Source organism: Cohnella boryungensis, from assembly GCF_042651945.1.
Taxonomy (GTDB): domain Bacteria; phylum Bacillota; class Bacilli; order Paenibacillales; family Paenibacillaceae; genus Cohnella; species Cohnella boryungensis.
This window is the reverse complement of the sequence record NZ_JBHSED010000074.1, coordinates 176,547-191,397: the sequence shown is the minus strand read 5'-3', so window position 1 is coordinate 191,397 and position 14,851 is coordinate 176,547. Positions and strand designations below refer to the sequence as shown.

Annotated in this window: 14 protein-coding genes; all 14 read left to right on the top strand. The window is 55.9% G+C overall.

Annotated elements, in window-relative coordinates; translation table 11 throughout:
- Nucleotides 1–115 precede the first annotated feature (115 nt).
- The 14 genes from sleB (at nucleotide 116) to rny (ending at nucleotide 14,836) form a co-directional block, all read left to right on the top strand.
- The gene (gene sleB, locus ACFO1S_RS28265) at nucleotides 116–901 is read left to right on the top strand and encodes a spore cortex-lytic enzyme (protein ID WP_204603090.1); all 786 of its coding nucleotides are present in this window, start codon (nucleotides 116–118) and stop codon (nucleotides 899–901) included.
- Between the two features lie 197 nt (nucleotides 902–1,098).
- On the top strand, nucleotides 1,099–2,382 hold the full coding sequence (gene yfmF, locus ACFO1S_RS28260; protein WP_204603089.1) for an EF-P 5-aminopentanol modification-associated protein YfmF: 1,284 nt from the start codon (nucleotides 1,099–1,101) through the stop codon (nucleotides 2,380–2,382).
- A 1-nt stretch (nucleotide 2,383) separates the two neighbouring features.
- Nucleotides 2,384–3,664: an EF-P 5-aminopentanol modification-associated protein YfmH gene (gene yfmH, locus ACFO1S_RS28255; protein ID WP_204603088.1), complete on the top strand. Its 1,281-nt coding sequence runs from the start codon at nucleotides 2,384–2,386 to the stop codon at nucleotides 3,662–3,664.
- Nucleotides 3,661–4,395 (top strand): elongation factor P 5-aminopentanone reductase, encoded by a 735-nt coding sequence (gene ymfI / locus ACFO1S_RS28250; RefSeq protein WP_378128021.1) that lies wholly within the window; start codon nucleotides 3,661–3,663, stop codon nucleotides 4,393–4,395. Before yfmH ends, ymfI begins: the two co-directional genes overlap by 4 nt.
- A gap of 110 nt (nucleotides 4,396–4,505) precedes the next feature.
- A complete protein-coding gene (locus ACFO1S_RS28245; RefSeq protein WP_204603087.1) occupies nucleotides 4,506–4,760 on the top strand; it encodes a DUF3243 domain-containing protein in 255 nt (84 codons plus the stop codon).
- 229 nt (nucleotides 4,761–4,989) lie between these two features.
- Nucleotides 4,990–5,760 (top strand): DUF3388 domain-containing protein, encoded by a 771-nt coding sequence (locus tag ACFO1S_RS28240; protein WP_204603086.1) that lies wholly within the window; start codon nucleotides 4,990–4,992, stop codon nucleotides 5,758–5,760.
- A 53-nt stretch (nucleotides 5,761–5,813) separates the two neighbouring features.
- Nucleotides 5,814–6,659 carry a helix-turn-helix domain-containing protein gene (locus ACFO1S_RS28235; RefSeq protein WP_204603085.1) on the top strand — a complete coding sequence of 282 codons (846 nt, stop codon included), beginning with the start codon at nucleotides 5,814–5,816 and terminating at the stop codon, nucleotides 6,657–6,659.
- Between the two features lie 116 nt (nucleotides 6,660–6,775).
- Nucleotides 6,776–7,267 carry a YajQ family cyclic di-GMP-binding protein gene (locus ACFO1S_RS28230; RefSeq protein WP_204603084.1) on the top strand — a complete coding sequence of 164 codons (492 nt, stop codon included), beginning with the start codon at nucleotides 6,776–6,778 and terminating at the stop codon, nucleotides 7,265–7,267.
- Between the two features lie 84 nt (nucleotides 7,268–7,351).
- Complete coding sequence (rimO, locus tag ACFO1S_RS28225) at nucleotides 7,352–8,680, top strand: 30S ribosomal protein S12 methylthiotransferase RimO (RefSeq protein WP_204603083.1); 1,329 nt, start codon at nucleotides 7,352–7,354, stop codon at nucleotides 8,678–8,680.
- On the top strand, nucleotides 8,677–9,255 hold the full coding sequence (gene pgsA, locus ACFO1S_RS28220; protein ID WP_204603082.1) for a CDP-diacylglycerol--glycerol-3-phosphate 3-phosphatidyltransferase: 579 nt from the start codon (nucleotides 8,677–8,679) through the stop codon (nucleotides 9,253–9,255). The genes rimO and pgsA overlap by 4 nt, the downstream gene beginning before the upstream one ends.
- Before the next feature lie 41 nt (nucleotides 9,256–9,296).
- Nucleotides 9,297–10,556: a competence/damage-inducible protein A gene (locus ACFO1S_RS28215; RefSeq protein ID WP_204603081.1), complete on the top strand. Its 1,260-nt coding sequence runs from the start codon at nucleotides 9,297–9,299 to the stop codon at nucleotides 10,554–10,556.
- Nucleotides 10,557–11,037: 481 nt separating this feature from the next.
- A complete protein-coding gene (recA, locus tag ACFO1S_RS28210) occupies nucleotides 11,038–12,099 on the top strand; it encodes a recombinase RecA (protein WP_204603080.1) in 1,062 nt (353 codons plus the stop codon).
- 87 nt (nucleotides 12,100–12,186) lie between these two features.
- The gene (locus ACFO1S_RS28205) at nucleotides 12,187–13,038 is read left to right on the top strand and encodes a regulatory protein RecX (RefSeq protein ID WP_204603079.1); all 852 of its coding nucleotides are present in this window, start codon (nucleotides 12,187–12,189) and stop codon (nucleotides 13,036–13,038) included.
- A gap of 253 nt (nucleotides 13,039–13,291) precedes the next feature.
- Entirely contained in the window at nucleotides 13,292–14,836 is a 1,545-nt protein-coding gene (gene rny, locus ACFO1S_RS28200; RefSeq protein ID WP_378128016.1) for a ribonuclease Y, read from the top strand.
- Nucleotides 14,837–14,851 lie beyond the last annotated feature (15 nt).

The window sequence follows — 14,851 nt, the reverse complement described above, 5'->3', positions numbered from 1 at the left end:
GCGGGCTTTTTTCGTATTCACGGACAGAATGCAAACAATAATGGGTATAAGAGGCTGATGCCTATCGAATACTAACGCCGAAGACTAACCTGGAATTAGAAAGGCGTGACCCTGAATGAGTTACCGTCTCGTGATTTTAACGGTATGCGTCGTATTCGGCTTGCTTGGGTTATATACGCTGCAGCATCATTCCCAATCGAGGGAAACGTTCAGCAACGCGATCCTGAAGCAGGGCTCCTCTGGAAAGGACATCTATGAGCTGCAGGGACGGTTGAAGGCGCTGGGCTATTACAACGGCAAGGTGGACGGCGATTTTGGAGCCAAGACGAAAAACGCCGTGACATGGTTCCAGTGGAAATTCGGCATGAAGTCGGACGGAATCGTCGGCGCGAAGACGAAGCTGAAATTGTGGCAGGCGACCAAGGATTGGAAGCCGACCGCAGCGGATCTGCCGCAAACCTCGGGCGGAAACGCCGGTGCGGGCAAAGGCGGCGGGAATGCGGGAGAGAGCGGCAACAATCTTCCCGCCTCCAACAATCTCGGCTTTACCGAAAAGGATCTGAAAATGATGGCGAACGCCGTGTACGGCGAGTCGAGAGGAGAGCCCTACGAGGGACAGGTCGCCGTAGCTGCGGTGATCATCAACCGCGTGAAATCCTCCGAGTTTCCCAATACGGCTACGGGCGTTATTTTTCAGCCGGGCGCGTTCACTGCGGTAGCCGACGGCCAAATCTGGCTTACGCCCAACGATAAGGCGGTCAAAGCGGTCAAGGACGCGATCAGCGGCTGGGACCCGAGCGATGGCTGCCTCTATTACTTCAATCCCGAGACGGCCACCTCCAAATGGATATGGACGCGGCCGCAATACAAGACGATAGGCAAGCATATTTTTTGCAGATAAGGCGGGGTTCCGGACCTGGCAACCAACTTGCGTCCCGTGAGGCGTCGCGGTTGGTTGTTCTTTTTTAAAGCGGTCGGCTTCCATCATTTGCTTCCTGTTTGTCCTATCGGTTAGAATGGGGCTGAAATGTTGCGCATGAGCTTAAGCCAAAGGCAAGAGCAATCTTGAGATGCGAATTCGACTTAAAGGAGCTTGAGATGATGTCCGAACAGTTCCAAAGAGGCGTGCTTGGACGGTTGCGACTGCACGTTCTGCCTACGAAACGCTTCAAGACGTTCGCCCTGTCCCTGTTCGCGGGCGTTCCCTTATCGGAAGATCGGGTGAGTTCCGTTGCCTTGCTGCCATTCGTGCTGCGCCGCGGCACGCAAAGCTACCCGGAAACGCTGTCGTTCCGGGAGCGTCTGGACGACTTGTACGGCGCGGGCTTCGGCTTCGATCTGTACAAGAGGGGCGATCGCCAGATCGTTCAGTTTCGCCTGGATATGATTAACGACCGTTTCGTCTCGGCCACGGATTCGCTTCTCGGAGAAGCGATGTCCTTCCTGGGAGAGGTACTGACCGCTCCTGCTCTGGAGGAGGGACGGTTCAAGAGCAAATTCGTGGAGGCGGAGAAAACGACGGTCCGCAAACGGATCGACGCGATCATTAACGATAAAATCCGCTATGCGGCCGAACGCTGCGTCGAGGAGATGTGCAAGGAGGAGCCCTATCGTCTGCTCGCGCTCGGCCAGAAGGAAAAGCTTGCGGAGCTGGATTCCGGACAGCTATACGAAGCTTACGGACAGTGGCTCCAGGAGGCCTCGTTCGACCTGTATGTATCGGGCGATACGACGCTGGAGGAGGTGCGGGAGCTGGCGGCGAAGGCGTTCCGGCTGCCGAAGGGCGAGCCTTCCGTATACGGCAAACCCGAGCTCAGAGCGGCCCGTCCCGAGGTGCAGACGATCGTCGAGCGTCTGGATGTCGGCCAAGGCAAGCTCAACATGGGCTTGCGCGTAGGGGATACCTACGGCAGCGACCGGTACGCGTCGTTGCTTGTCTATAACGGGCTCCTTGGCGGCTTTCCGCATTCCAAGCTGTTCGTGAACGTACGGGAGAAAGCGAGCCTTGCGTATTATGCTTCGTCTCGGCTGGATGGACACAAGGGTATTATGACGCTGCAGTCCGGCATTGAGACAGCGAATTACGAGAAAGCGGTACGGATCATTCGCGAGCAGCTTGAGGCGATGCGGGCGGGGGATTTCGCGGCCGAGGACTTGCAGAGAACCCGGGCGATGATTATCGGGCAGCTGCGCGAGCTGCAGGATTCGGCCTTCGAGAGAATCGCCTTCGATTTCAGCAATGTCATTTCCGGCGCGGAGCGCACGGGTGAAAGCTTTATCGCGGAAATCCAGGCGGTTACGGCCGAGATGGCGACCGAAGCGGCGCAAAGCGTCGAGCTCGATACGATCTACTTCCTGCGGGATCGGAAGGAGGAGGAGTAAGGTGGCGAAGACAGCATACCCAAAGCTTCAGGAAACGCTGTGGCACGAGACGCTGGATAACGGATTAGAGGTATTCGTTCTCCCGAAGCCGGGCTTCACGAAAACCTACGCGACATTCACAACGCGTTACGGCTCGGTAGATAATCATTTTACAAGACCGGACGGAGAGACGATTAAAGTGCCGGACGGCATCGCCCACTTTCTGGAGCATAAGATGTTCGAAGAGCCCGAAGGTGATATTTTCTCCAAGTTCGCTTCACAGGGCGCTTCGGCGAACGCCTATACGAGCTTCGACCGTACCGTATATCTCTTCACCGCTACCGGCGAGGTGGAGGCCAATCTGGACACGCTGCTTCACTTCGTCCAGAATCCGTACTTCACGGATGAGAACGTGGAGAAGGAGAAGGGCATTATCGTCCAAGAGATCGAGATGTATCGCGACAATCCCGATTGGCGCGTATACTTCGGCCTGATCGAAGCGATGTACTCGCACCATCCGGTTCATATCGATATTGCAGGCACCGCCGAATCTGTCCGATCGATTACAAAGGAAATGCTGTATGACTGCTACCGCACGTTCTACCACCCTTCGAACATGACGCTATTCGTGGTCGGCGGCATCGATCCGGAGGAGACGCTTGCGCGAATCCGCAAGGACCAATCGGGCAAGAAGTTCCCGCAGGGCGGAGAAATTACACGGCTGTTTGAGCCTGAGCCGCCGCAGGTGAACCGGGAGAGGCAGGAGCTGACGCTCCCCGTTTCGTTGCCCAAGTGCCTGTTCGGCTTTAAGGAAGAGCCTGCTGGAGGCAGCGATGCCGTTCGCCGGGAGCTGGCGAGCAAGCTGATGCTTGAGGCGGTGCTGGGCTCAAGCTCACCGCTGTACCAGCGATTGTACGACGACAATCTGATCTCGGACGGCTTCGGGCACGAGTATAATACGGGACCAGGCTACGCCTTCTCTATGATCGGAGGAGAAACGCGCGACCCGGACGAATTGGTCTCGCGAGTCACTCAAGAACTGTACGAAGCGGCCCGAACGGGAATTTCCAGGGACATCTTCGAACGTACGCGCCGCAAGAAGATCGGGGCGTTCCTCAGGATGATGAACAGCCCTGAATCGATCGCAAGCGAGTTTACCCGATATCGGCATAAGGGCGGCGATCTGTTCAAGGTCGTGGAGCTTTACGAAAGCTTAACGCTGGAGGAGATCAACGAGCGGCTGAAGCAGCACGCCGATCCGAAGCGCCTGGCCGTATCTGTCGTGCGGAGCGGGACGGCGTGAAGCGCGTTGCCCTCGTAACCGGCGCTTCGCGCGGCATCGGGGCTGCGGTCGCCCGCTGTCTGGCTGCGGACGGCATCGATGTTGCCATGCAGTTCCGCGAGTCGGCCGAAGCTGCGGAAGCGGTGGCGGAGCAGTGCAGAAGCCTTGGGGCGAATGCCGTGACGCTTCAGGCGGATCTGGGCTCGAAGCTCTCTTGCGCGGCGCTGAAGGAGCAGCTCGATCGGCTGCAGTGGACGCCCAATCTGATCGTTCATTGCGCCGGGCTGGCCCATTACAGCCTTCTGGAGGACACGGACGAGCAAGCTTGGGACGATCTGATGAACGTCAACCTGAAGGGAGCCTATTACTTGGCTCGGGAATTCGGGTCCGGGATGAGATGGCAGCGCTGGGGCAGATTTATTCTGATGTCGAGCCTGTGGGGCGAGACGGGGGCTTCCGGGGAGGCGGCATATGCCGCCTCCAAGGGCGGAGTCAACGCGCTGGCGAAATCGCTGGCCCGCGAGTGGGCTTCTTCCGGAGTTACAGTTAATGTTGTCAGCCCGGGAGCCGTCGACACGGACATGCTGGCGGCGCTGGACGAGGACGACCGGGCGCGGCTATGCCGAGAGATTCCCGCGGGACGTATCGGCAAGCCGGAGGAGGTCGCGCAGCTGGTACGGTATTTGGCGTCGGAGGAGTCGGGCTATGTCACCGGACAGCTCCTCGGATTAAACGGAGGATGGCATATGTGAGTCTGCGGGGGCTTCTTCCTCGAAGGGGTTTTCGGATCTGAATACAATTGCGCGATTACGGACACATTAGCGTTGGGCTACTTTACTCTAACGTTGAAGGAGGCTGCTCAATGTCAACCGTACTCAGTAATTTCGATACCTGGAAGAAGTTTTTGGGCAATCGCGTGGAAGCGGCCAAGAAGCTGGGCATCAATGAAGAGGCGATTTCGAAGCTGGCTTATGAAATCGGAGAATTTCTGGATCAGAAGGTCGAGCCGAAAAACGACGAGGAACGCGTATTGAAGGAGCTATGGGATGTCGGCGACGAGGCGGATCGCAAGACGATGGCGCGTCTCATGGTAAAATTGGCGGACAGCAGCACTTAAGCAGCGTTCATAGCTAGGGAGAGCCTCCGCATGGAGGCTTTCTGTCCATCCGCTCGGCTTTTCGTATAATTTGATGATTTATAGGACTTTTGGAGTAATAATCTGTTTTATTTTGCAGGATAATGAGGACCGTTGTAGAATAACAAAGAGAAAGGTTTGGGATGCGAACAAATCGTCAACGGCGATGATCATATTCGGCGTTATTTTTCGTAATCGAACGAGGTGCAGGATGGAACCGAAACAATGGTACATGGAGTACAAAATACACAAAAACCGGCCAGGCTTGCTCGGCGATATCGCTTCCTTGCTCGGGATGCTGGAGGTTAACATTCTTACGATCAACGGGGTGGAGGATCGCACGCGGGGAATGCTGCTCCAAACCGACGACGAGGAAAAAATCGAGCTGTTAGGCAAGATGCTTCGCAAAGTCGAGAATATTACCGTGAATACGCTAAGGCCTCCGCGATTGACGGATATATTGGCGGTGCGCCATGGACGCTACATCGAGCGGGATTCCGACGATCGCAAAACCTTCCGTTTCACCCGCGACGAATTAGGCCTTCTTGTCGATTTTCTGGGCGAGTTGTTCAAGCGGGACGGCAATCAGACGATCGGTCTGCGCGGCATGCCCAGAGTAGGGAAGACGGAGTCGATCATTGCGGGGAGCGTATGCTCGAATAAGCGATGGGCGTTCGTCTCGTCGACGCTGCTCAGACAAACGGTCAGAAGCCAGCTGTCTGAAGAAGAGATGAATCCGAATAATGTGTTCATTATCGATGGGATCGTCAGTACGATTCGTTCCAATGAGAAGCATTATTCCCTCCTGCAGGAGATTATGGCGATGCCTTCCACGAAGGTCATCGAGCACCCGGATATTTTTGTTCGGGAGTCCCAGTTCGACTACGACGTTTTCGATTGCATCGTGGAGCTGCGCAATACGCCGGACGAAGAAATTACGTATGAGAAATTCACGACCGCGGGATTAAGCGACGACTTCTAGACGGAATCCCTGTCCTACATAAGAGAAAACTACGGAAACGGGAGGTGAAAAGCATGTCCGACTTGGGCGCCCTGCTTCGCAAAGCGCGCGAGCAGCGAGGGTACAGCCTCGATGACATTCAAGAATATACGAAAATCCGCAAGCGTTACCTCGAAGCGATTGAAACCGGCGATTACAAGGTGCTGCCCGGTTCATTTTATGTGCGCGCCTTCGTGAAAACGTATGCGGAGACGGTCGGTCTGGACGCGGAGGAGGTGCTGCGCCTTTATCAGAAGGAGCTTCCGCAGGCTCCAGCCGCAGAGACGGTCGTTCCCGAGCCTATGATCAAGCCTAGACGCAGAAGCATTCAGCATAACGACAGGTGGGGCAAAGTCGCGGTGTCGCTGCTGATGTGGGCTTTTCCGATATTGATCGCGGCAGTCATCTATGTTTATTGGACCAACAACAAGGAGCCCGATACGAAGGAATTGAATTCGAATCCTCCAATCTCTACGGATACGGCTGCGCCGAGTCCTTCAGGCAGCGCGCCGAGCGTTACGCCTTCCGTAACGGTGACGCCGCCGCCTTCTGCTTCTCCCGTGACTCTGACCTTTAAGGAGAAGAAGGACAGCATTAATTATTACGATGTTTCTCCAGGCAGCGGGAAAAAATTGAAGCTGGAAGTCACGGGCAGGGCCTGGATTGAGGTGCGGGAGAACAATCGAAAAGGGAAAACGTTGTTTTCCCAGAACGTTTCCAAGCCGCAGACGTTAACCTTTGACCTGACGACGCCGCTGTACGTCAACGTAGGCCGCACCGATCTGGTTACCTTCTACGTGGACGAAGCGACGTTCGACGATGGCAACGCATCCGGCTCCACGAAATACATCTTTACGCCAATTGCCGAAACGGCTCAATAAGGCGTGCTTAACGGGGGCCCTTCCCAGTCGGAGGGCTTTTTGTTTTAATCCCGGGGCGCACTCATGCTATAATAAATCCAAAAGTGGGCAATAGCTGAAAGGAAGAGGATCAAATCATGGCATCCGAATACTCGTTCGACGTCGTCTCGAAAGTAGACATGCAGGAAATGAACAATGCAGTGCAGCAAGCGTTGAAGGAAATCGAAACGCGCTTTGACTTCAAGGGGAGCAAGAGCGACATCAAGCTGGAGAACGATCAGCTTCTGGTTCTCTCCGACAGCGATTTCAAGCTGCAAAGCGTCGTTGACATTCTGCAGTCCAAGATGATCAAGCGGGGCGTTCCGATTCTTAACCTGGACTACGGGAAAATCGAGCCGGCGTCCGGAGGCACGGTGCGTCAGGTCATTAAGCTGAGACAGGGAATCGATCAGGAGCACGCCAAGAAGATCAACGTGCTGATTCGGGATTCCAAGCTGAAGGTGAAAAGCCAAATTCAGGGCGATCAGCTGCGCGTGACAGGCAAAAGCAAGGACGACCTGCAATCGATCATGTCCTTGCTCAAGGGCGCCGGCTTGCCGATGGAGCTGCAGTTTACGAACTATCGTTAATCCGACGCGGTTTTTGACACCGTTCGTCGGGTTCGTTTATACTGTTGTGGATAACAACGGACGAACGTTTGGGGGAAGTCATTCATGATAGAGAAAGTCAGCGTCGTTACGCTGGGCTGCGAGAAGAATTTGGTTGACTCGGAGATTATGTCGGGACTCATTCATCAGAGAGGTTTCTCGCTGGTAGAGAAGCCGGAAGATGCGACGGTCGTGATCGTGAATACATGCGGATTCATCGATGCGGCGAAGGAGGAGTCGGTCAACACGATTCTAAATCTGGCGGAGTTGAAGGAATCCGCCCGTCTCAAGGCGTTAATCGTATCGGGCTGCTTAACCCAGCGATACAAGAAGGAATTGATGGACGAGATGCCCGAGATCGACGGCATCGTCGGTACGGGAGACTTCCATCGGATCAACGACATTATTGACGAGGCGCTCGGCGGACGGAAACCGGTCTATGTGGGCAACCCCGTTTTCAATTATGAAGAGGCCATGCCGAGATTGTTAAGCACTGCGAAACATACGGCGTATGTCAAAATCGCCGAAGGCTGCGATAACGCCTGCACGTTCTGCAGCATTCCGATTATGCGCGGGAAGTTCCGCAGCCGCTCGGTGGAGTCGATATTGGCCGAGGTGAAGAATCTGGCCGATCAGGGAGTCAAGGAAATCAGCCTGATCGCTCAGGATTCCACGAATTACGGTACGGATTTGTACGAAGGCTTCAAGCTGCCGGAGCTGCTTGAGCGCGTCAGCGAAGTGCCGGGCATCGAATGGGTGCGGCTGCATTATGCGTATCCCGGATTTTTTACGGACGAGCTGATCGAGACGATCGCGAGCAACCCCAAGGTGTGCAATTATATCGATATGCCTCTGCAGCATAGCGAGGATTCCATTTTGAAACGGATGCGCAGACCTGGACGCCAACGCGATGTACGCGAGTTGATCGGCAAAATTCGCTCCCGCATTCCGGAGGTGGCCCTTCGCACTTCCATGATCGTCGGATTCCCAGGCGAGACGGAAGAAGACTTCGAGAAGCTGTGCGAGTTTGTCCGCGAGATGAAATTCGACCGTCTGGGCGTATTCGCTTATTCCCAGGAGGAGGATACGCCTGCGAATCGTCTGCCGGATCATCTGCCCGACGAGGTTAAGCAATTCCGCGCCAACACGCTGATGGAAATTCAACGCGAGGTTGCGAAGGAGAACGCGGCCAAATACGTCGGTCGCACGATTGACGTTCTGGTGGAGCGCTACGACGGCCGCAGCGACGTCTATATCGGCCGCAGCCAGTATGACGCGCCTGAGGTCGACGGTGAAGTGTTCATTACGAATTGCCCGGTGCAGATCGGCGAGATGAGCCGTGTTCGGATTACCCATGCGTACGAGTATGATTTGTCAGGGGAGGGAATTGCGTGAACCTTGCCAATCGGATCACGCTTGCCAGAATTTTTCTCGTTCCGATCGTGACGATCTTCTTGCTCGTGCGGCTTGATCTTGGGCAGCTTACGATTGGCGAATATTCCATCTCTTACAATCAAGTGTGCGCATTACTGCTCTTTATTATAGCGGCAAGCACAGATGGCCTTGACGGATATATCGCGCGGAAGAGGAAGATCGTAACGAATCTCGGAAAGCTGTTGGATCCGCTGGCCGACAAGCTGCTCATGGCCGCTGTGCTGATTGCATTGGTAGAGATGGGCAAGCTGGGAGCCTGGGTCGCGATCATTATCATCAGCCGCGAATGGGCCGTAACGGGCCTGCGGCAAGTCGCGCTGCTCGAAGGCGCCGTTCTGGCCGCGAGCAAATGGGGAAAATGGAAAACCGCCGTACAGATCACAATGATTATCGTGTTGCTTCTGAACAATTTCCCGTTTAACTTTATCGATCTGCGAATCGATCTTGTCGTCGTGTGGGCGGCCGTGTTAATCACCGTCTATTCGGGCGTCGATTATTTCTTGAAGAACAAAAATCTTATTCCGGTTTCCAAATAAGCGGCTATGCCGCTGACGGAGATCAAACGAGGTGCGGTTGCATGAGAGCAGAGATTATCGCCGTTGGCACGGAACTGCTCCTCGGTCAAATCGTAAACACGAACGCCCAGTATCTGTCGCGCGGTTTGGCAGAGCTGGGCATTGATGTTTATTACCAGACCGTGGTGGGAGACAACAAGGACAGACTGATTCAGGCGATCGGCATCGCGCGGGGAAGAGCGGACCTGCTCGTGTTTACGGGAGGCTTGGGACCCACGCTGGACGATCTCACGAGGGACGCGCTCGCCGAATATCTCGGTAGAGATATCGGTCTGCACGAGCCGACGATGGCCAAGATTATGGATATGTTCTCAAGCCGGGGAGGAGCGTTCATCGAAAGCAACCGGCGGCAAGCTCTCCTCATCGAGGGGGCCGTGCCGTTGCGCAACGATACGGGACTCGCGGTCGGCAATGCTTTGAACGTAGACGGAACGTGTTACTTGCTGTTGCCCGGTCCGCCGAGAGAGATGAAGCCGATGTTCGACAACGACGGCTCCTCTTGGTTGAAGGAGCAACTGGGTCCTGCATTTACGCTTCATTCCGTCATGCTGAAGTTCGCCGGGATTGGAGAATCGAAGCTGGAGGACGTGCTGCTCGATCTTATACAGGCGCAGCAGGACCCCACAATCGCCCCCTATGCGAAGGAGGGCGAGGTCGCGGTTCGCGTGTCCACGAAAGCTGCCGACGCCGGGGAGGCGGCGAGCAAGCTTGAGGCGACGCTGACGGAGATTCGCGGGCGGACGCGGGAGCACCTGTACGCAGAGGAGGATGTTCCTCTTGAAGCGACTGTCGTGCGCCTGCTGACGCAGCAGCAGCGGACGCTCGCACTGGCCGAAAGCTGTACCGGAGGACTGGTGTCGCAGCTCGTGACGACGATTCCGGGAAGCGCGGTAGTCTACAAGGGCGGCGTCGTGTCATACAGCAATGAAGTGAAGATCGGGCAGCTCGGCGTGCCGCAGGCGCTGCTGGAGGGCGCGGAGGCGCCCGGCGCGATCAGCGCCGAGACGGCGATGGCGATGGCGGAGGGCATGCGCGCTGCGGCCGACGCGGACTTTGCCTTGTCGGTGACCGGCAATGCGGGCCCGGCGGCCGCGGAAGACAAGCCCGTAGGCCTCGTCTACGTAGGCTTGGCCGAGCGGGGCCGGGACACTCGCGTAGAGAAGCTGCAGCTTGCGGGCGATCGCGAGGGCATCCGGCTGCGCGCGGCCAAGAGAGCGCTGTATATGCTCTGGCAGTCGCTTTCCGGCCAAGGGCAGCTTTAAGAGGCGCGAGGCGGACGGATAGGGGGAGCCAAGGGGCGGTCGAGTGCGAGCGGGATCGGGAGTTGCCGCGCTCCGTGCGATAGACTTGCTCGCTATCCCGTCTGCTCAGGAGGCTTGGGCGGGGCGTCAGAACGTGCCTGTTCGTCTGTCGCGCATCAATCGCGCCTTCAGTTGCAAGAGCTTTTTGCCACTATCCCCTATGCTCAGGAAACGGCCCAGAGCGCAAGGGTGAACAAGGACAGAGCTTGGGCAAATAGCATAAGGGATACGGATTTGAGAATGTGACAAAAGGTTGTCGAGACTTGTCAATTTGTACGGGCTGTGTTAAAGTTTACTAGAAAGTTGCGGAAGAACCGTAGCGAAGACTACTTTGCTGCGGTTCTTTTTTAATAAAAAAATCGAACAAATGTTCTCAAAATGCTTGGCAAACGCTTGGAAAAACGGTATGATAAAACTATCAAAAGATAAGGATGTGGGTGTGTTGTCGGATCGTCGCGCCGCATTGGACATGGCCTTGCGCCAGATCGAGAAGCAGTTCGGTAAGGGCTCAGTTATGAAATTGGGAGAGAGCGCCTCGCGTGCCGTCGAGTCGGTTTCCAGCGGAGTTCTGGCGCTGGATATCGCCCTTGGCATAGGCGGTTATCCGCGCGGGCGGATTATAGAGGTTTACGGACCGGAGTCTTCCGGTAAAACGACGGTGTCGCTTCATGCCATCGCGGAAGTGCAGCGCGGCGGCGGGACGGCGGCGTTTATCGATGCGGAGCATGCGCTGGATCCGACTTACGCAAGAAGTCTGGGCGTGAACATCGACGAATTGCTGCTCTCCCAGCCGGATACGGGAGAACAGGCGCTGGAGATTGCGGAAGCGCTCGTGCGCAGCGGCGCGGTCGATATTATCGTCGTGGACTCCGTTGCCGCCCTTGTGCCGAAAGCGGAGATCGAGGGCGACATGGGTGATTCCTTCGTCGGCCTTCAGGCGCGTCTGATGTCGCAGGCGATGCGCAAGCTGTCCGGGGCGATCAGCAAGTCGAAGTGTCTGGCGGTGTTCATCAACCAGTTGCGTGAGAAGGTCGGCGTCATGTTTGGCAATCCGGAGGTTACGCCGGGCGGCCGGGCGTTGAAGTTCTATGCGAGCGTGCGTCTGGACGTGCGGCGCGTGGAAGCGATCAAGCAAGGCAACGACGTTGTCGGCAACCGTACCAAGATCAAGGTCGTGAAGAATAAGGTGGCTCCGCCGTTCAAGCAGGCGGAGGTAGACATCATGTACGGAGAGGGAATCTCCAGATTCGGGAGCATCATCGACATCGGCGCGGAACAGGATATCGTTCAGAAGAGCGGCGCGTGGTTCTCCTACAACAGCGAGCGTCTGGGTCAAGGGCGCGAGAACGCGAAGCAGTACTTGAAGGACAACCCGGAAATTGCCGACAAGATCGAAAACCAAATTCGCGAAGCGCTGCTGAATTCGTCCGTCGTAGCAAGCCAAACGGCTTCCTTTTCCGCAGAAGAGGACGAGGATGACGAGGAGTTCACTGAAGAGGATTAATCGTCGGTTACGACATCATATCGCAGGAAACGCGGAAGGCGGCAGATGATGCCGCCTTTCTCGTTTTTGTACTGGAGGGACTTGCAGGTGGATCATGCCAAAGTGGATAAGCTTCTTGGCATTCCGGCAGGAGGTGCTGTTGTTGTAGGGATAGAAGCGCATCCGAAAAAACCGCATATGTACAAAATTGCCTTGCGGTTCAATGCTCGGGAGGAGAACGGCAGTAGCTGTTCTGATCCGGGGGGCGAGGGCGAGAACTGGAATGCGGAAGTGGATGCCTTGATCTCCGGGGCAAAGTCGGCCAAGGAAGCTGAGGAAACGGTGCTCACCGTGCACGAGGATACGCTGGTGAGCGGTCGTTTGCTGAAGGGGAAGCTTCTTTCGGCGGAAGAAGTAGAGGTGTTGCGGCAGGATGAGCTGAAGGAGGATGCCTATCGGTCCGCTCTGCTGATGCTGGAGCGCAGGGCAAGGACAAAGGCGGAGCTCGTGCAAGCGCTCAAGCGCAAAGGCTACGCGGAGGAGATTGCGTCAGCGTGCGTGGCGCGTTTGCAACAGCGGCGGCTGGTCGACGATTCGGCTTTCGCCAGACGGTTCGCCGAGCAGCGAGCGACCGGCCAGCGCAAGGGACGCCTGCTAATTCGACAGGAGCTCCTGCAAAGAGGCGTGGAGCGTCACGATGTGGATCGCGCGCTGAACGAGCTCGACGCAGGGACAGAGCGGGAATCGGCTCTCGCAATGGCGCGCAAGCGCTGGCCGAGTCTTAAAGGGAATGACAGGGAACGCAAGCATAAGCTGATGGGGGCGTTGCTGCGCAGGGGGTTCCCGTCGGAAGTCGTGAGAGCGGCGGTACAGCAGGCCGCGGCGGATTCCGGGAGACGGGATTTGGACGAGGATGACGACGGAGATTCCTTCCACGATTCGTATGCCATGGACGATTAAGGAAATCTAATGACGGGGAATATAAGATCGATCTGGACGTTGCTTGACAATCTAATTTGGCAAAAGATAAAATGATTTTGTATTCTATCTTCGCATTCCGACCGCTTTTCCTTCCAAGAAGCGATTCGGAGCCTATTTTTTCGACTCTTTTTGTTTTGTTCACACGTTATCAAACGGTTTGGAGACCGGAAAGTCAATTGAATAAGTATCCCCAAGCGGTTGCCTTGGTGATGCAACGAGGAGGTGAAAGACCATGATGGCTGCATGGATCTGGATCTTGATCATTCTCGTTGTTGGCGTCCTTTGCTTTGGGATCGGTTATGTCGTACGCAAATCCATTGCGGAAGCCAAAATCTCTAGTGCCGAAGCTGCCGCCGTTCAGATTGTTGAAGCTGCCAAGAAGGAAGCGGAAGCCGTACGCAAAGAAACGGTGCTGGAAGCCAAAGACGAGGTGCACAAGCTCCGTAACGAAGCGGAACGCGATATTCGCGAGCGCCGCAACGAAATTCAACGCCTAGAAAGGCGGTTGCTGCAGAAGGAAGAGTCGCTGGACCGCAAGCTTGAAGCGTTGGAACGCAAAGAGGAGCAAGTCGCCAACAAAGAGAAGCGGATCGAGGAAGTCCAGGATCAGATTGAATTGCTGCATAAGCAACAAATCAATGAGTTGGAGCGAATCTCCAATTTGACGACAGAAGATGCGAAGCAGCTCATTCTGTCGAGCGTTGAACAGGAAGTGCGCCATGAAACGGCGCAAATGATTAAGGAAATCGAGCATCAGGCAAAAGAAGAGGGCGACAAGAAAGCGCGCGACATCATCTCTCTTGCCATTCAGCGTTGCGCCGCGGATCACGTTGCGGAAACGACGGTATCCGTCGTGGCGTTGCCTAATGAGGAAATGAAGGGCCGCATTATCGGTCGCGAAGGCCGGAATATCCGTGCGCTTGAGACGTTAACGGGAATTGATCTCATTATCGATGATACGCCGGAAGCGGTCATTCTGTCGGGCTTCGATCCGATTCGTCGGGAGATTGCCCGTACTTCTCTGGAGAAGCTCGTAGCGGACGGGCGCATTCACCCGGCTCGTATCGAGGAAATGGTCGAGAAGTCCCGCAAGGAAGTCGACGAAAGAATTCGCGAATACGGCGAGCAAGCGACCTTCGAGGTCGGCGTGCACGGCCTGCATCCGGATTTGATCAAAATTCTTGGCCGTCTGAAATTCCGGACGAGCTATGGACAGAACGTATTGAAGCATTCGATGGAAGTCGCCTACTTGACCGGCTTGATGGCCGGAGAGCTGGGAGAGGACATCACGCTTGCCAAACGAGCGGGCTTGCTTCATGACATCGGCAAAGCGCTCGACCACGAAGTGGAAGGCTCACATGTTGAGATCGGCGTGGAATTGGGCAAGAAATACAAGGAACATCCCGTTGTTATCAACAGTATTGCGTCCCACCACGGCGACGTGGAGGCGACATCGGTTATCGCAATGCTCGTAGGCGCGGCGGATGCGCTAAGCGCAGCCCGTCCGGGCGCTCGCCGCGAAACTCTGGAGACCTATATTCGCCGGCTGGAGAAGCTGGAAGCCATCTCCGAGTCCTTCGAAGGCGTCGAGAAGTCTTACGCGATTCAAGCCGGACGCGAGGTTCGCGTCATGGTTCAACCGGAGAAGATCGACGATACGGAGGCGTTCCGCCTCGCTCGGGATATTACGAAGAAAATCGAGGGTGAGCTGGACTATCCAGGCCACATCAAGGTTACGGTCATTCGTGAAACCCGCGCGGTCGAATACGCCAAATAATCGACGGATTGCAGG